The organism is Enterococcus olivae, assembly GCF_053760925.1.
The window spans coordinates 1-17183 of the sequence record NZ_JBSMVT010000021.1 but is presented as its reverse complement, the minus strand read 5'-3'; the positions used below and the strand labels follow the sequence as shown (position 1 = coordinate 17183).

General features: G+C 42.2%; 15 protein-coding genes and 1 other RNA gene. 2 read left to right on the top strand and 14 right to left on the bottom strand.

The genetic code is table 11. From position 1 onward, the window contains the following. Positions 1 to 2: 2 nt before the first annotated feature. The 14 genes from ACWODM_RS12165 to ACWODM_RS12100 all read right to left on the bottom strand — a co-directional run bounded on the left by ACWODM_RS12165 (position 3) and on the right by ACWODM_RS12100 (position 14877). Entirely contained in the window at positions 3 to 1670 is a 1668-nt protein-coding gene (locus ACWODM_RS12165) for a phosphoenolpyruvate carboxykinase (ATP) (protein WP_455321639.1), read from the bottom strand. Between the two features lie 92 nt (positions 1671 to 1762). Then, positions 1763 to 2269, bottom strand: coding sequence for a methylated-DNA--[protein]-cysteine S-methyltransferase (locus ACWODM_RS12160; RefSeq protein ID WP_455321638.1), 507 nt, complete (start codon positions 2267 to 2269; stop codon positions 1763 to 1765). Positions 2270 to 2367: 98 nt separating this feature from the next. Further along, positions 2368 to 3861: a PASTA domain-containing protein gene (locus ACWODM_RS12155; RefSeq protein WP_455321637.1), complete on the bottom strand. Its 1494-nt coding sequence runs from the start codon at positions 3859 to 3861 to the stop codon at positions 2368 to 2370. After that, on the bottom strand, positions 3854 to 4528 hold the full coding sequence (locus ACWODM_RS12150; protein ID WP_455321636.1) for an ABC transporter ATP-binding protein: 675 nt from the start codon (positions 4526 to 4528) through the stop codon (positions 3854 to 3856). Before ACWODM_RS12150 ends, ACWODM_RS12155 begins: the two co-directional genes overlap by 8 nt. A gap of 14 nt (positions 4529 to 4542) precedes the next feature. Next, entirely contained in the window at positions 4543 to 6039 is a 1497-nt protein-coding gene (locus ACWODM_RS12145; protein ID WP_455321635.1) for an ABC transporter permease, read from the bottom strand. Between the two features lie 250 nt (positions 6040 to 6289). Then, entirely contained in the window at positions 6290 to 6925 is a 636-nt protein-coding gene (locus ACWODM_RS12140; RefSeq protein ID WP_455321634.1) for an ABC transporter ATP-binding protein, read from the bottom strand. Position 6926: 1 nt separating this feature from the next. Next, positions 6927 to 8801 carry a hypothetical protein gene (locus ACWODM_RS12135; protein WP_455321633.1) on the bottom strand — a complete coding sequence of 625 codons (1875 nt, stop codon included), beginning with the start codon at positions 8799 to 8801 and terminating at the stop codon, positions 6927 to 6929. Next, on the bottom strand, positions 8761 to 8979 hold the full coding sequence (locus ACWODM_RS12130) for a hypothetical protein (protein WP_455321632.1): 219 nt from the start codon (positions 8977 to 8979) through the stop codon (positions 8761 to 8763). The genes ACWODM_RS12135 and ACWODM_RS12130 overlap by 41 nt, the downstream gene beginning before the upstream one ends. Positions 8980 to 9214: 235 nt before the next feature. Continuing rightward, positions 9215 to 9661, bottom strand: coding sequence for a D-aminoacyl-tRNA deacylase (dtd, locus tag ACWODM_RS12125; RefSeq protein WP_455321631.1), 447 nt, complete (start codon positions 9659 to 9661; stop codon positions 9215 to 9217). 6 nt (positions 9662 to 9667) lie between these two features. Next, on the bottom strand, positions 9668 to 11881 hold the full coding sequence (locus ACWODM_RS12120) for a RelA/SpoT family protein (protein ID WP_455321630.1): 2214 nt from the start codon (positions 11879 to 11881) through the stop codon (positions 9668 to 9670). A gap of 129 nt (positions 11882 to 12010) precedes the next feature. Then, positions 12011 to 12760 carry a 16S rRNA (uracil(1498)-N(3))-methyltransferase gene (locus ACWODM_RS12115; RefSeq protein WP_455321629.1) on the bottom strand — a complete coding sequence of 250 codons (750 nt, stop codon included), beginning with the start codon at positions 12758 to 12760 and terminating at the stop codon, positions 12011 to 12013. A gap of 1 nt (position 12761) precedes the next feature. Then, the gene (prmA, locus tag ACWODM_RS12110; RefSeq protein WP_455321628.1) at positions 12762 to 13709 is read right to left on the bottom strand and encodes a 50S ribosomal protein L11 methyltransferase; all 948 of its coding nucleotides are present in this window, start codon (positions 13707 to 13709) and stop codon (positions 12762 to 12764) included. Between the two features lie 47 nt (positions 13710 to 13756). Beyond that, the gene (locus ACWODM_RS12105) at positions 13757 to 14233 is read right to left on the bottom strand and encodes a DUF3013 family protein (protein ID WP_455321627.1); all 477 of its coding nucleotides are present in this window, start codon (positions 14231 to 14233) and stop codon (positions 13757 to 13759) included. Further along, positions 14233 to 14877 (bottom strand): DNA-3-methyladenine glycosylase, encoded by a 645-nt coding sequence (locus ACWODM_RS12100; protein ID WP_455321677.1) that lies wholly within the window; start codon positions 14875 to 14877, stop codon positions 14233 to 14235. The genes ACWODM_RS12105 and ACWODM_RS12100 overlap by 1 nt, the downstream gene beginning before the upstream one ends. Before the next feature lie 141 nt (positions 14878 to 15018). On the opposite strand from ACWODM_RS12100, the gene ACWODM_RS12095 reads away from it, so the two are divergent. Together ACWODM_RS12095 and ssrS are read left to right on the top strand one after the other, a co-directional pair. Next, entirely contained in the window at positions 15019 to 16293 is a 1275-nt protein-coding gene (locus ACWODM_RS12095) for a replication-associated recombination protein A (protein WP_455321626.1), read from the top strand. Between the two features lie 406 nt (positions 16294 to 16699). Then, positions 16700 to 16894, top strand: a non-coding RNA gene (ssrS, locus tag ACWODM_RS12090) — 6S RNA. Positions 16895 to 17183 lie beyond the last annotated feature (289 nt).

Sequence of the window (17183 nt, the reverse complement as noted above, 5' to 3'; positions counted from 1 at the left end):
TACTAAAAAGATTTTTTCTTTTCATTTGATTGCTTTTTGAGATTCTCGATGACGTCCTCCATGATTATCGAGGCCTCCTTGGGTAAACGGTCGCTTCCTTTTTGTTGCAAAATAAAATCCAAGCGGTTTTGCATCCGCAGCCTTACTTTTTCAGTATATTCCAGCTGAGAAAAATCAACCTCAAAGCCTTTGATCGGCAAATAACTCATACCAGCGATCGAATCAAAGGGAATAAAAGATTCTGCTTCTTCAATGATCGTTTCAATACTGGACAAAGTGACCTCAGCCGAGATATCTTTTCCATTGAATGCTCCTGTATTAAGAATATAGCAAGCCGTTGTCTGTTTTTGAAACAGCTCACGAAAGTTTTGATAGTCTTCCCCTAAAGGATAACTGCGAAAAGGATTCGCATAAGGCTCGATGACTAGCATATCCAAATCAGACTCATCTAAAACATGTTCTGCGGTACTGCGTTTGGTTGCCAGAGTCAAGCCAAAGACGGCTGCCAGTGCCGGATCTTCAATTTTTACGACAGGCGGTAAACTATCATCCTTCATGATCCAAAAAACAGCATCCAAGGGCTCACCGATAAAATCAACGCGGTTTTCTGTGACATAACGAGATTTGACGGTCCGTCCGTTGCCGTTGCGAATATCCTGTAACACTGGAACTTTTCTTCCTTGATCATCTAGTGTCACACCCACATTTTGCATCGTTAAAAAATAAGCAACGGTCGGATCTGTCAAAGGATAGTCTTGGACCTTATCGAAATAAGCGGGTTCCAAAGCGACGGTTGTTCCGGTTGCTCGATCGATCACAAAAGCATCGTCATGCAGTACCTCAACAGGATAACGACCATGATGCTTGGCCAAAGTGATCGTCGATTTTCCTGAACCCGATAAGCCAAAGGTCGCCATGGTAAATTTTTTATGAGACAAATGATACTGCTTCATTCCGCCATGACAGGCAATAAAATCATTTCGGTGAGCAGTAGCCCATGCCAAAGTCAGCGTGCCTTTTTTCAATTCACCAAAGTAGCGCAGTCCCAAGATCGCAGCAACATTATGCAGTGGATCAAATAGGGCCAGTCCATGCGGAAAATCAGGATGCTGCCACTCAGGATTGGCAAAGAGGTAGATATCATTTTCTTCTAAGGGCGCAGATTTTTCATAACGTTGACGCCACTCCTCGGTTTCGATTTGAAAATTTAGCAAATAGGAATACAAATTTGTTTCAAATCCTTTTGGAACAAGTACATGACTGCGAATCATGAAGTTCTCATGTAGACCAACGATCACATTGCCCTGATAGAAGGTTTGACTGCTTGCCTGATACATCGCTTCCCGCAATAAGCCGTCGTAATAGGCTCGATCAACCTCCGACTGATCCAGAATGACTCTTACTGCAGAGGTCCGTCCCACGACTTTTCCATCATTCGATACTAGCATTTTTGCCTCTTTGGGAAGTCCTAGCTGTTTAGCATGCTTGATCGGCAGATCCGTTACGACCGTTCCAGCTGCTTCGCTCGCTTTTAAGTAAGCGCTTTCTATTGTTGGTACAATTTCTACATTGTTTCCATAAAAAAAGGATTCGATCATAGTTTTCGTACTGGAAAACAACGGATTTTCTGGTGAAATCTTCTGTGGATTGAATTGTTGAATCGTTCCCATCGTCTCACTCCTTCTCTCTGTTGATTTAAAATTCTGATAATTTAATTATAAATCAAAACAAAGGATTCCACAAAAAAAGTGAGTATCGCTACTCACTTCCAGTTTTCAGCAGGATGTCCTTCAATCGACAACAGCTTTCTTTTTAAAGGTAGTCCTCCACCAAATCCGGTCAAAGAACCGTCTTTTCCCAAGACACGATGACAAGGGACGATGACCAGTAGATTGTTCCTCCCCACGGCTTTGGCAACGGCACGATAAGCCGTCGGTCGATCTATTTTTTGAGCCAATTCACTATAACTGACTGTCGAACCATAAGGAACTTTTAAAAGCTCCTGCCAGACTTGTTTTTGGAAAGGTGTTCCAATCAAATCGATCGGAAAAGAGAAAGCCCTTTGTTTTTTTTGAAAATATTCTTTTATAGGTTGCACATATGACTGGACTTTAGCTGGATCTTCCACCAATGTATAGCCCTTAAAAAAACGTGGAAATTTTGTCTTACTTTTTTCAAGCTGACCAAAATAGGACAAGCCTTGTTCTGTTGCTGCCAAAATATAGTTTTCGCCATCGATCTCTATGGTTCCTGTGTAAAGTACCTTCATGACAGATCCCTGCTTTCTACTCGTTTCTTTTCTTTAACTATACAATACTTTCACCTAGAAAGAAAAACATCCAGTGCCTTTTCGACACTGGATGTTTGTTATTCTTCTGATTCAAGGATCTCTTCCTCAGGCTCTGGTTCTGGGAAACTTTGAGGAGGCGCGGAAAGATTCCCCAAGCTGATCCCAATACTGATCGTCAGCTCCATTGGCAAAAATTGACCATAATGGCTCATTTGGACTACAGTACCTTTTGGTTCATAGGAATCGACATAGTAGATCGAATAATAGATCGAGGCTCCCTTAGACTGGAACTGATCAAAGAATAATTTAGGCAGATCCCCTTCGATGGTTGAACCTCGCAAGTCCTGCATGTAAGGCTTCCCTTCCGAATAAACGACTTCTACCACTGGAAGATCATCGCCCTCCGCATATTTTTTCTCGGCTTCCACTGACTGACTAAGAAAACGTCCATAGTTAACACTGGAAGAATAGACACTTTTGATGATCACACTGATCTGCGATTCAATGCTGGCAGCTTCGTCCATCGTATATTTAGAGAAATCCGGAACTTCGATCGCTTTTCCTTTGGAGACATGGATCACTAGCTCGTCATGCTTGGCCACTTTTTGTCCTTTTTCTGTCTCCTGTGAAATAACCATATCCAATAAAATATCATTTGAAAAATCTTTTTCCGTCTTCAGCTTCACTTCATTGTTCTTTGCCCATTCTTCTACATCTGTCAATGCTTTTCCTTTAAAATCAGGAACATCGATATTTTTTTCGAAGACTTCTTTGCCTTTAGAATAATAGACATTCAAACGGTCTTTCCGTTGGTATTCTTCCAGATTTAGTTCTTTGTTAGCCGCTTCTTGCTTGATAAAATCCCCTTGTTTGATTTTATCATCAAAAGCTTCGATCAATGAGACATTCTCTGCTTTGTTCTGAGCGATCCACTCTTCTGCTCCAGTTTTCTTCAGCTCAGAAAAGTCCGGCAGTTCTAGCTGTTCTTCCGGATCAGCGCCCAGACTGCCTTCGATCGTCAGCGTTTTGCCTTTACGAATCCTTTTACCTGCAGCCGTTTCCTGAGAGATGACATGGTTCACCTCAGTATCGAAATCGTAGGCCTGATCTACCTGGATCACGACTCCTTCTTCTGAACCCCAGGTGCGCACCTCAGAAATTTCTTTGTCAGCAAAATCTGGTACTTTGACATGGGTCAACTGATAGTATAGAAAGAAAAGCAGGACAGCAGCCAGTGTTGACACTAACCCAATGATTAGATATTTTTTTCGCTGGCGTTTTTTGTACGTCGGATCAAATTCTGTTTCCTCGGTTTGGAAACGACTGACAGGTGCTTCTTTTTTCTGACTGCGGGACCCTACAGAAGTTTCCACCTCTGCTTCGTCTTCTGTTTCTTCCGCAGTTTCATTTGTCGCTTTCTCAGAAGATTCGTCAATGGTCCCCTCTGAAAACACTACGGATTCTTGAACTTCTTCCGTTTCGGTAGATTCTTCCTCCTGCTTCTTTTCAACAGGTTCTTTCTTTTTGCCGTCATAGTTGTTTTTAGTAAAATTGGACAGAAAATCACTCATAAGGCTTCAACACACCTTTACGAAGGTAAAAAGTTTTATCCGCTTGCTGAGCAATCTCATTCGAGTGAGTAACCATGATGACACACTTATTATGGGTATGAGCGAGCTCTTTAAAAATGTCGACGATCTCCTGTTCCATTTCTTCGTCCAAGTTTCCGGTAGGCTCATCCGCTAAGATAATATCGACATTGGTTGCCAACGCACGAGCGATTGCTACCCTTTGCTGCTCTCCACCAGATAACTGATTGACTAAACGATCGGCTTTGTCCTTAGTGATGCCGATATAATCCAGCAAATTGTAGGCTACCTCCCGATGATTGTCCGGTAGCTGGTTTTTAGTGATCGACATAGGGACTAGCACATTCTCCACAGCAGTCAAATAAGGAATCAGGTTGTAGCTTTGAAAAATAATACTGATTTTATCTCGACGATAGTTGTCGTAACCGATCTCTTTGATATCTTTGTTTCCCAGCAAGATTGTTCCTTTTTTAGGTGCATCTAGTGCACTGATCAGTGACAAAAACGTCGTCTTTCCTGAACCTGACTGTCCCAAGATTGCATGGAAGGTCCCTTGTTCAAAGGTCACTGAGGTGTCTTTCAAAATATAACGACGCTGATCGCCATCCTGATAAAAATAATCGACATTTTTGGTTTCTAATAAAGTCATTCGTTCCTTCCTCCTTACATCATGATCTTCTTCGGATTCAAGCGAAGAATATACAGCAACGGTAAAATCGCTGATAGCAATACCGTACCTAGTCCTAACAGCAAGTAACTGATCACATAGCCTGTAGAGAAGGTAACTTTGTAGGCTGCCTGGATATCTTGATAGGAAACATCCGCTCCCATGTCAAAACCACCATAGTACATCCCCATATTGCCTGTATTGCTCAACCAGTCAGTTTGCAATAGTGAATTGGACACCGCTCCCCCTAGCAAATTACCAGTGACCAATGACAGAACCAAGGCTACTAAACTGGTAATCAGCAATTCGACAACGATCTGTCCAATGATCTCGCCACGACTTTCCCCTAATGAAAGATATACACCCAGTTCATGTTTTCGATCACGAAGGAACAATAAGACCACCAATGAAATGATCAGGATCGTTGACAAGGCGGCGATGATTACCACGTAGGTGGAGATCGTTCCTAATTTTTTCATTCCACCAGCAATTTGGTCATACTGGTCAGTCGATGCCACGACATGATAATAGTCATTGCTTAACAACGCATTGGCTTCTGCACGAAAGGCTTCGACGTCATCGATTGAATTTAATGTATAGGAAACTTGATAATACTGTTCCTGATTCTCTAAATCTTCTTCTGACACTTTCCATATTTTTTCATCTTGCTCACGATTCAAAGCTTTCACTAATTCATTTGGTGCATAGACCGTATTGATCTGCTCGGTTGCACGCCAATCCTGCTCATAGTTTTCTTCTTCACTAGCGCCAGTATCGGCTTTTTTCACCACTTGAAAAATTCCACCGACTGTAACTGGAAAGTCAAAGGTGACCGTTTCTGGACCATCGCTCTCACTCTCTTCATCCATCCCTTCTGAAAATTCGTCGAAGACTTCGCCGGTCACATCGAACACGACCTGATCGTTGACAGAAAGATTATTGGCTTCTGCAACCTCCTTACTGATCAACACCACACTTTCGCCTTCCGTGATATTTTTTTCAGTAAAGGTATCGCCTTCGACCAAACGAATCAAACCGTCTTCAATATCAACGATCTCTTTGCGGTTGACTCCTTTGACATTCAGCTCATATTTATAACCGCCGCCATAGCTCACGCCGCTATTCTCCGGCACATAACTTTTTATTTTGTTGAGTCCCATATAACTAGGAATCGATAAATCATAGTATTTTACATAGGAAAGATTCCCAATCGATTCAAATTCCTGTAAACTAGGATATTTGGACCAGTCGTCTTCTCCTTCAAATTTTTCAGGATTATTTTGTTGCTCTTTGTCCAATCTTTCATAATCCATATCGATCGTTGCTTTAGTACCCATTAATTTTTTTGTTTCTTCTTCTACGTTTTTTGTGGATTGTTCGATCGCCACCGCTCCGGCAATCACATTCCCTAAGATAAAAATGACTAAAAATAAAATAAACGAACGTCCTTTTCTTCGTGTGACGCTTTTTATTGCCCGTTGCCAAAATTTCATTCATTACTCCCCCTTATCACATTTTTCATTTATTATTCCACAGTTACAAAAGGCTTACAATCTTTTTTCCAAGCCATTCACAGACATTGCGTGCTTTCCCGAAATCCTTTCAAAAAAATTAGCAATCTATTCATCACAAACATTACTACATCAACGTTTGAATAAGATTTCTCCGACAAAAAGTAGGAACTAACAGTTTTGTAAGATGGTTTGTTTTCAGTGATGATTCTTTGAAATATATTTAGAATTGCTACACGGTGAGTACTCTTTGGGCACGATCAGCCACGTCAGAGTCATGCGTCACAACAATGATCGTTTTTCCTCTTTCATGCAACTCATTCAGCAAGGAGAGTACTTCGTCACGGTTTTGTTCATCCAAACTTCCTGTCGGCTCATCTGCTAAGATGATGGCTGGGTCTTTCAACACAATTTTTGCTAAGGCTACTCGTTGCTGCTCTCCACCGCTCAAAGTAAATACTTTGCGTTTCTCAAAATTTTTTAATCCTACCTGAGTGAGTGCTGAACTTATTTTTTGCCGCTTTTCTTGTTTGGATATTTTTTTGAATTTCAATGGCAGTAAGAGGTTCTTCTCCACACTATCATTGTCGATCAAACCATAATTTTGAAAAAGATACGAAATTTCCTTCCGGCGGAGCCTTAGTGATGCTTTAGAGCTGAATGTAGGATTTTTGATCGCATCAAATGAAATATCCCCTGAATCGACCTTTTCCAGCATACCGATAATGTTCAATAAAGTTGTCTTGCCCTTTCCACTGGGTCCTGTAATCGCTAGATATTCTCCTTGATGGACGGTCATTGAAAAGTTGTTCAGAACGTTCTTTTCCGCAAAATTCTTTTGGATATTTTTTAAGGTGATTTTCGTCATTTTATTCTTCTCCCTTCACGATCGTATGCAGATTGATCAAACTATAGCATCTGCCAAATAGAAAGACAGCGCTAAGTTCGATGAGCATTGCCCCTAATAAGATGGGATAATCTGCACTGATCACCGCTACGATTTCCATTACTTTCAATCCCACAATCACTATTGCGTAACTAGCCAACGTGACCAACAAGTGACCTTTCAAAACAGATAAGAATGTTTCGCCTTCGACCAACGACAAGGCCATTCGTTTTCGCTGGTTCTCGATATAGAGCTTTGTAGAAAAGAGAATCAGAACGAACATCCCTACAGATAAGAGCAAGGATTGCACTCCATATATCTGTAACATGGACAACATTTGCGCAATATTTCCCTCAAAGCTACTCATTAGAGACGGCGTGTCCAAGGTGATTTCTTCAATCCTCAATTTCTTCAATAATGGCAGCAATTCCTGATAAGGATCGTCCGTCTTCGTTTGGATAAAATAGCTACCTGTACTTGAATTAGCAAAAAGCAAGCCTTCCTGTTGCGTAAGCTGATCCTCTAAAAGAACGATGATCACAGGGGCTTCAATCTCCCCGCGAATCCCTGAGCCGCGATTGGGATGATACGAATAAACTGAACTTTCTTCGCTGCTATAATAGATAAAATTAGCGTCTGTATGATAAGAGAGCTTCGCCATTTCTTGATACTTTGCTGTTTCAATCTCTTTTCCATCTGGCAGTAAGATATTGACAAAAGCTGGGTCTAATTGTTCGCGAATCACTGGTTCTTTAGACCCTTGATAGATAGGACTAAAAACTAAATAGTTTTCGTTGATCGTAATATCGATTTGATTGAATTCTTCTGCCGTCGTTTGTCCACTTGTTAAATCTGTTTCATAATTGGATGCATCAATCAAGACTCCGTCATAAGTAGCGACTGTTTCCTTATAAAGTTCTACATATTGTGGCTCCAAACCTTGTGTCGATCGGTTCACATTGTAAACAGGTAGTGTGACGTAACCTTCTACCTTGTCTGCGAAAAATTTTGCTGATTGAAGGTTATTATAAGCAGTTGTGACATTTCTGATCGCCATACTCAAAAAGAAAACGACAAATATCGTGAACAATGTTTTAACGATCGTTGATAACACGTACATGGCTTTCTTAGGTGCTTTGCCTTTAATATATTCGGTATTCTGTTGAAACTTGATCACCATACTGCTGACTAAAAAACTGCCTGTAACAATCAAAATACCAATCAGCCAATAACGCATGGAAAAGTGGAAATACTGATAGAAAGCAATTTTGAACTGACTGTAAGCCAGTCCCATTGTCAGGATAAAGACGATGAAAACAATCAAAAAGATCTTTGAACCTAGATCTAGGACTTCTTCCCTTAGAATAGCTACAAAAGAATAACCGTCCATTTTCTTCAAGACATTCTTCTTCGCTTGAGAAAAAATATAAAAGAGCATACTCATCAAAACCAACACTGCGGGGAGAAAGGTGAACAGCACGAGCCCAATTTTTGCCGAAACCAAAGAAGAAGGTACTGTCGTTGCTACAATTCCCATTTCAGTCATTTTTTGAAGAATATCATCTACTCGAGTCGCGTCTACATAATACATCGCCTTCTCCAAATTGTAGCCAGCCGCATCTGTCAATCTTTGAATACTTATGTCTTGATAGATAGAAGAAACTTTTAAAGGAGAAACAGTAGCACTATCAAGAACCGTGGAGATGCGTTGTCCTGCTTCAAGGTTCAAAAATGTTTCTTGTCTATCTAACAAGGGGAGGAATTCAGTATTGTTGGCGGTTGTATAATAGTGATAGTGGGGCTTTCCTCCTGTGATATCAACATAGCGAAAGAGGATATCCGTTTGGAGCTGCTCCATCCCATCGGTTAATTCTGTTAAAAATTCTTGATTTGAAAATCCCTCTTTTTTTTGTAATAATCATCGTTTGTTTGTCGCTCTCCATTCCTTCCACTGCTTCATAAGAAAAATGAGTGATGGATAGGAGAGAGAAGATTGTAAACAGTAGTCCTACACAGGCAAGGATCAATTTTTTCACGGTCTTTCCTCCTCTTGAATAATAAATAGCCATTCAGCTTGTGCTTTTATCATATCTATAAATCGCAAGCAAACCTACTTACAAAAAGAAAAACCAGCTTACACCTTCGTAAGTTTCATCCGAGAAGAGCAGTGATTTGGACACTAGTAGCTGGAAATACGATGCTTGCTTTAAAAAACAGCTCAAAAAAAAACAGAGAAGCAGATCTTTGGAGATCTCGTTCTCTGTTTTCCTATTATTTTTCTCTTGTATCCAAAATGATCGTGACAGGTCCATCATTGACCAAAGACACTTTCATATCTGCACCGAACTCCCCGGTCTCAACAGCAATGTTTTGCTCACGCAAGCCTTGATTGAAAGCTTCATACAAAGGAATTGCGGTTTCTGGACGGGCAGCTTTAATGAAACTTGGTCGGTTGCCTTTTTTAGTCTCTCCATACAAAGTAAATTGCGAGATACTTAAAATACTGCCAGAAACGGCTTCGATACTACGGTTCATTTTTCCCTGATCGTCTTCAAACACCCGCAACTTGGCGATTTTTCCAACAAGGTATTCGACATCGCTCAGGGTATCTTCTTCATGGATGCCTAACAAGATCATGAATCCCTGTCCAACAGCACCTTTAATTTCCCCATCGATCACTACACTTGCTTCACTGACACGTTGTACAACTGCTCGCATGATGATCTATCCTTTCACTCGATGTACACTATAGACATCGGGTACTTGTTTGATCTTATCTACGATCGTTTGTAGATGAGAAAGATTTTGAATCGAAACAGTCAATCGGATCGTTGCCTGTTTGTCTTTATTTGACCGGGCATCGACACTCACCAGTCTTTTAGATTGAGAGCTGACTGTTTGCAGAATATCATTCAATAATCCGGAACGATCGTAACCGTGGATCTCTAGATCAGCATCGTACTCTTTGTTACTACTAGAGGTGTCTTCCCACTCTACGTCGATCAAACGACTTTGGTTTTCTGCTGAATTGGTCACATTCGGACAATCTGCTCGATGGATCGAGATTCCCCGACCTTTGGTGATATAGCCAACGATCTCATCGCCTGGTACCGGATTGCAGCAGCGACTGATACGGATCAGTAAATTCTGCACACCTTGGATCACAATCCCGCCTTCGTGACGGATCTTCATTTTTTCCGGTTCTTTTTTCGCAGGCTGATTCATGATGTCCTGCACTCGTTGCTTCTCTTTTTCTAACTCCTGCTCGCGGCGTTCTTCTTCTGTCAATCGGTTAGCCAAAGTCGTCGGACTAACTTCACCGTAACCAACTGCCGCAAATAAATCTTCATCTGTCTGATAATTGAAACGCTGCAGGGCTTCTTGCATTTTCACCTTCGCCAGCATTTCTTTTGGCACAAATCCCATATCGGACAATACTTTGACAACTGCTTCGTGTCCTTTTTCAACGTTTTCTTCCCGTGCCTGTGTCTTAAAGAAGCGTTTGATCTTATTCTTAGCTTTGCTTGTCGCAACAAGTTTCAACCAGTCACGGCTTGGACCAAACGAATTGGGCGAAGTCATGATTTCCACGATGTCGCCATTTTTTAATTTATAATCCAGTTGGACCATTTTGCCATTGATCTTGGCACCGACTGTTTTGTTACCGATGTCGGTGTGGATGTTGTAGGCGAAATCAAGTGGTCCCGATCCTTTAGGTAGTTCAGAAACATCGCCTTTCGGAGTGAAGACATAGACTTTGTCGCTAAAGATATCGCCTTTGACCCCTTCCATAAATTCGGAAGCATCAAAACTTTCATCCTGTAGCTCCAATAATTCCTTGAACCAGCCTACCTGTTGGGTCATCGCATCGGTCTTGATTTGCTCAGTATGTCCTTCTTTGTAGGCCCAGTGTGCAGCTACCCCAAATTCGGCGATCTCATGCATTTCATGCGTTCGAATCTGAATTTCTACCGGATTGCCTTTAGGACCAATAACTGTCGTATGGATCGATTGATACATGTTGGCTTTGGGCATCGCAATGTAGTCTTTGAAGCGTCCCGGCATGGGTTTCCACTTGGTATGGATCGCTCCTAAAACGGCATAGCAATCTTTGATCGAATCAACGATCACTCGAATAGCCAGCAAGTCATAGATTTCATCAAATTGTTTTTTCTTGTCGACCATCTTGCGGTAGATCGAATAAATATGTTTTGGTCGGCCGTAGATCTCTGCATAGATATCCAATTCCTCGGTAGCAATACGAATATCTTCGACGGCCTCTTCTACATAGGCTTCTCGTTCCTCACGCTTGGTCTGCATCAGATGGACGATCCGGTAATATTGGTTGGGATTTATATAACGCAGTGAGCGATCCTCTAATTCCCATTTGATCCGGCTGATCCCTAAACGATGAGCAAGAGGGGCATAGATTTCCATCGTTTCCTGTGCGATCCGGCGCTGCTTGTCTTCACGTAAATGATTCAGTGTTCGCATATTGTGCAAGCGGTCGGCTAGTTTGACCATGATCACTCGCAAATCCTGTGCCATAGCAATCAGCATCTTGCGGTGATTCTCCGCCAATTGTTCTTCGTGAGATTTGTATTTGATTTTTCCTAATTTGGTGACACCGTCTACCAGCATCGCCACATCGGCACCAAATTCATTTTCTAAATCCTGTAGTGTCACCTCGGTGTCTTCAACAACATCATGTAAAAATCCTGTGGCAACAGTATGAGGATCCATATGTAATTCAGCCAAAATACCGGCTACTTGAATAGGGTGGATGATATAGGGTTCACCAGATTTACGAAATTGACCTTCGTGTGCTTCTGTCGCGTAGTCTAACGCCTTTTTGACAAAAGCCACATGTTCGTCACTCATGTAGTACGAAACGAGTTTGATGACTGTTGGTCCAGAGATGATAGTTTCTTTGGCCATTTTGGGAACCTCCTTTGAGAAAAAAGGTCTGGACGCCTTGTCCAGACTCTCCATGTCCATTTTAGTTTATAAGATATTATACAATATTTTTTGTCTTCTTTTCAAATAGACCAAACGATTTATTTCTACTCAAAGAAACTCCAGTTGATAGCTGGCTGCGCTCAGCAAATAAAACGGAGCGGTCTCAGCCCGCAGAATACGGGGACCCAATCCGCAAAGCTGCCCCTTCAGTGACGTCAGCTGCTCGATTTCCTCTGGAGCAAAGCCACCTTCCGGACCAAAAATCGCCAGCAATCGACTGCCTTTTTCGATTTGCTGTAATATTTTTGCCAATTGTGCCGTCTCCCCCTGTTTAGCAGCTTCTTCATAAGCAATGACAACTGCATCAAACTGTGACAGTTGTTGTAGCAATGCTGCTTCCGAGTTTAATAGCTCCACACTGGGCGTCACTTGACGATGGGACTGTTCCGCGGCTTCCTGAGCAATTTTTTCCAATCGTTGCTGTTTTTTCACTAATTTTTTGGCATCCCATTTGACGACTGAGGTTTTCGCTGGAAAACCGATAAAAGCTGCCGCACCCAATTCGGTTCCTTTTTGAACAATCAGATCCAGTTTATCCCCTTTTGGGTAACCGCAGGCAATCGTGATCGCTACAGGCAGTTCTTTTTCCTGTAGCTCTTTGGCGATTTCCTTCAATTGGACAGCGTCATCGGTGATTTCTATGATCTCCGCTACGATCGTCACCTGATTTTGAAAAGCAAGGTAGACCTGTGCCCCTACAGACATCCGCATCACGCGAATCATATGATGATAAGCTTCTCCAACTGCTTCGTACCGTTCTTTCGGTTCATAAACTTCTTCTAAAAAATATCGCTGCATCTTACTCTTCCTCTGGTTTCTTTAATAGAATCGCATACCAGTCTTTTTGTTGGAAAATCTGATCAACTTCAAAGCCTTGTTGCTCCATCGCTTCGAGAATCATCGCCTTTTTCTCTTCAATGATCCCAGAAACAATCAATGTTCCGGTCTGCTTCAATAATCGCCAAGCATCAGGAATCATCAAAAGAATAATGTCCGCCAAAATATTGGCGACGATCACATCCGCTTGCGTATCGACCGCTTTCAGTAAATCATTGGCACTGACTTGAACATCGTTGGCAATTGGATTTAAATCCATGTTTTCCTGCGCCGCTTGTACAGCGACATCGTCTAGATCAAAGGCATGAACTTCCTTAGCACCCAGATATTTGCTGGCGATACTCAAGACACCCGAACCTGTTCCGACGTCTAGCACCGTCTCACCGCCTCGCAAAGTAACCTCTAATGCCTGTAAAGTCAGACGAGTTGTTGGATGAGTCCCTGTCCCAAAAGCCATTCCCGGATCCAACGTGATGATTTTTTCATCTGCATGTTGTGGCTTATACTGTTCCCAGCTAGGAACGATCGTCAAGTAACGAGAAAGACGCACAGGATGATAATATTTCTTCCAGGCCGTTGCCCAGTTTTCTTCTGCCACCTCGCTCACAGTGACCTCATTCTTGCCGATTGCCAAACCATACTCAGGCAATTTTGCTACCTCTTGCTTGATAGCAGGCAAAAGCTCTGGTAAAAAGATCGTTTCAGGAAAATAGGCTGCGACATACGCCCCTTCTTTTAAGGTCGTGATCATTTCTTTGTCCAAGATCTCGCCATACTGGTCACTTTGAAAATTTGCCACGTCCAACGAATCTTCAATCGCAACACCACTAGCACCTGCTTCCATCAAAATGTTGGCAACAGCTTCAACCGCTTCACTGGCCGTCTCTATCTTTACTTCATTCCATTTCATCGTTTGTTCTCCTTTTAAGCCATTTTCCTGCCATTGTTGTCTGTTACTTAGTAGCTAGGATATGGGATATAGTTCTTGTTTGAATAATTAGCGACCGCTGCTTTGAATTCTTCCTCAGAAAAAGACAGCTCAAAAGACTCTGCTTCTTCGTCAGACAGAAAATCTAGCAGATCGCTTTGTCCTTGGTCCAAAACCTCCTGCAAATAATCTACTAAGCCATCGATCATTGCCTGTTGGAGTCCTTTTTTTCCTTCGAAGGGCAGCACAGCCAAATAATCTTCCTCATCAAATTTGGATTTTTGTGGATTGTATAAAAGAATCCCATCTTCAAATTCAATGATCGCTTCTTCTGATGCCACGCCTTCCACATCATCGATCGTAGCACCTGTTGTATTTTCAGCAAATAACCGAACCACTAGCTCGATCGTGTGATTTCTGGCATCCCAGTCGATCGCTACATCATAATCAGGAATTTTGCTCGTTAGTTGTTTGTCTAAATAAGAGACGATTGTTTCTTTTGCCATTATTTTCCCTCTTTCTCTATCTGCCAGCCTAGATCCGGATCAATCTCACTTTTGCGAATCCCTGTGACGTATGGATTGCCTGCTGCAACAAAACGCAACGGCATTTCTGTCCATTCCCCTTTATTGGGGATCCCGATTCTAGGAACAGCTTTGATTTTCTTTGGTGCCCGTCTTTTTTCTGGTACTAAATGCAACGCACTTGTAAAAATAGACTGCCCGTACAACGCCTTGGAAATCCCCATTGCTGAAACGAGCTTTCCAGGACCGTTTGATAATTCTCTACCTGTGCGTCCTCGGTTTTCTTCCATCATGCTTCGACCCTCGACCGGTTCAAACCCGCGTATCATGACTCCCTGCGGCATTCCCTCGGGCTGTGTCACCATATTCAAGATCAAATGTGTATGCATCGTATATAAATAGATCGTTCCCGGTTTTTGATACATGGCTTTCAAGCGCGGTGTCCTGCGCATACCGAAGCTATGAGCCGCCTGATCTTCTGGTCCCAGATAGGCTTCACAATCAACGATATAGCCCCCCAACTTTCCTTGGGGCGTGTCGTGTTCTAAATACATACCTACTAGAAAACGGGCGATATCGATCGTCGATCCCGTTTCAAACATTTGTTGTACTTCTTTCACCTTCATCACCTACTGCCATCATACACAATTCTCCTCTTCCATGCTATCTTTAATCCTCTTTTCTCTTTAATTCCATAGTAGAAAATCGAATATACGTTTGCCTTGTGTTATACTGGATTCAGAAAAAAGAAGGAAAGGACGTTGATTATGCAACAACCTCTTGCCTACCGTATGCGCCCCCGCAATTTAGAGGAGGTCGTTGGTCAGCAACAGCTTGTCGGTGAAGGGAAAATCATTCGTCGGATGGTCGATGCCAAAATGCTGTCTTCGATGATTTTGTATGGACCGCCGGGGACTGGGAAAACTAGTATCGCCAGTGCGATCGCCGGCTCTACACGCTACGCCTTCCGTATGCTGAATGCTGCAACAGATACGAAAAAAGATTTACAGATCGTTGCCGAAGAGGCTCGCATGAGTGGAACCGTGATTCTGTTACTTGACGAGGTCCATCGGTTGGACAAAACTAAGCAGGATTTTCTACTTCCACATTTGGAGAGCGGTAAAATCATTATGATCGGTGCAACAACTGAAAATCCCTACATTACGATCAATCCAGCGATTCGTAGTCGAACACAGATTTTTGAAGTCTTTCCATTAGATGAAACAGATATTCTCAAAGCGATCGATCAAGCACTCCATGATGAAGAAAGAGGTCTGGGGTCTTTTTCTGTAAAAATAGATGAGAACGCTCGTCTCCATTTGTCCCGAGCCACCAACGGCGATCTAAGAAGCGCATTGAACGGTTTGGAACTAGCTGTCAAATCCACTCCCCCAAAAGAAGATGGCGTGATTCATCTAACCTTGGCGATCATCGAAGAATGCGTACAGCGAAAAGCACTGACGCATGATAAAAATGGTGATGCTCATTACGATGTGATCTCTGCCTTTCAAAAATCGATTCGAGGAAGCGATGTTGATGCTGCACTCCACTATTTAGGAAGACTTGTGGAAGCCGGTGATCTGACTATCATTTGTCGGCGATTGATGGTCATCGGCTATGAAGATATTGGTTTAGCCAATCCGAACGCCGCTTCACGAACAGTCAGTGCTGTGCTGGCTGCCGAAAGACTAGGCTTGCCAGAGGCCCGAATCCCTTTGGCTCAAATTGTTGTTGACCTTTGTCTATCACCTAAATCAAACAGTGCTCATGTTGCTTTGGATGAAGCGATCGCTGATATTCGTCAAGGAAAAGCCGGCGATGTCCCAAATCATTTAAGAGACAGCCATTACAAAGGCGCCGCTGAGTTGAATCGCGGAATCGGATACCAGTATCCCCACGACTATGACGAGGCTTGGGTGGATCAGCAATATCTACCCGACAAATTGAAAAAAACGACCTACTACCAGCCAAAAACAACTGGAAAATACGAACAAGCACTTGCGATGCGACTTCAACAGCTTAAAAAATGGAAGAAGAAATAACTTCTGTAAAATCATGCTCTTCGTTGTACAGTCAAACTTTATATAGAAGCACATGAGAAAGTCTCTTTGTTAATCAGGACTAACTTTCACGAAAATAAGCAGTGCTCCAATGATTAGCTTCTATTATGTATAAGTAAGACAACCTTGTCACTCTGCTTAGCGAAACGAAACAACAAGGCTGCGACGTCACCGTGTCTAAGAGTCAATGTGAATTACTGGGACTGGTCGCTTCAGCGATTAGTCCCAGTTTGAAGCTGGTCTCACGGTCGAGAAAAGCAGACTTCGCTGTGTAGTGAAGTGGCTATGTAAAAAATAACTGTAAACTATCACGCCTAGATAGATAACGCTTCCAAATAAAAGTCCTTCCCTATTGATACTTTTATTCCCTTGTGCTACTATTGAAGTGGGAAATCTGTGATGTACGAGTTATCCTTATTTAGTGTTGACCGAACATTTTTATTGATATCTTGGGATCTGTCCGGTGTTATAGTTGGTAACAAGCCTTCTCATTTGGTAGTTCAAAGCTATAACCATAGAACCCACCTGCTAGAACTTGCGGGATCAATACTCCGGGACGATAAACGGCATCTACGGATCTTACCCATTTCTTTGGAAATGGACCTCTTACCTTTTTTGGTAAGAGGTTTTTTCTTTTTTTGTAAAAACTGGTTCTCTCGATCTAGTTTTTTTCTGAAGACTCAAAAGAAGAAATTGCAGATTAACTCAAACTCACCTATACTTGAAATGTCTGAGTTGAAAAACAAAAAGACTAACTATATAAAGTCAAGTGAAAACAAACAAAACTTTCTGAATGAAAAATAACGAATCAGTGCATGACAAATAAACCTCAGAAAAGATTATTTTTTTCACTACTGACGAATTTCGTACGG

Bases quoted from the DNA above. Each gene is read 5' to 3' on its own strand.
- ACWODM_RS12165 (WP_455321639.1), bottom strand. From the start codon at position 1,670: ATGGGAACGATTCAACAATTCAATCCACAGAAGATTTCACCAGAAAAT.
- ACWODM_RS12160 (WP_455321638.1), bottom strand. From the start codon at position 2,269: ATGAAGGTACTTTACACAGGAACCATAGAGATCGATGGCGAAAACTAT.
- ACWODM_RS12155 (WP_455321637.1), bottom strand. From the start codon at position 3,861: ATGAGTGATTTTCTGTCCAATTTTACTAAAAACAACTATGACGGCAAA.
- ACWODM_RS12150 (WP_455321636.1), bottom strand. From the start codon at position 4,528: ATGACTTTATTAGAAACCAAAAATGTCGATTATTTTTATCAGGATGGC.
- ACWODM_RS12145 (WP_455321635.1), bottom strand. From the start codon at position 6,039: ATGAAATTTTGGCAACGGGCAATAAAAAGCGTCACACGAAGAAAAGGA.
- ACWODM_RS12140 (WP_455321634.1), bottom strand. From the start codon at position 6,925: ATGACGAAAATCACCTTAAAAAATATCCAAAAGAATTTTGCGGAAAAG.
- ACWODM_RS12135 (WP_455321633.1), bottom strand. From the start codon at position 8,801: ATGGAGCAGCTCCAAACGGATATCCTCTTTCGCTATGTTGATATCACA.
- dtd (WP_455321631.1), bottom strand. From the start codon at position 9,661: ATGCGAGCAGTTGTACAACGTGTCAGTGAAGCAAGTGTAGTGATCGAT.
- ACWODM_RS12120 (WP_455321630.1), bottom strand. From the start codon at position 11,881: ATGGCCAAAGAAACTATCATCTCTGGACCAACAGTCATCAAACTCGTT.
- ACWODM_RS12115 (WP_455321629.1), bottom strand. From the start codon at position 12,760: ATGCAGCGATATTTTTTAGAAGAAGTTTATGAACCGAAAGAACGGTAC.
- prmA (WP_455321628.1), bottom strand. From the start codon at position 13,709: ATGAAATGGAATGAAGTAAAGATAGAGACGGCCAGTGAAGCGGTTGAA.
- ACWODM_RS12105 (WP_455321627.1), bottom strand. From the start codon at position 14,233: ATGGCAAAAGAAACAATCGTCTCTTATTTAGACAAACAACTAACGAGC.
- ACWODM_RS12100 (WP_455321677.1), bottom strand. From the start codon at position 14,877: ATGAAGGTGAAAGAAGTACAACAAATGTTTGAAACGGGATCGACGATC.
- ACWODM_RS12095 (WP_455321626.1), top strand. From the start codon at position 15,019: ATGCAACAACCTCTTGCCTACCGTATGCGCCCCCGCAATTTAGAGGAG.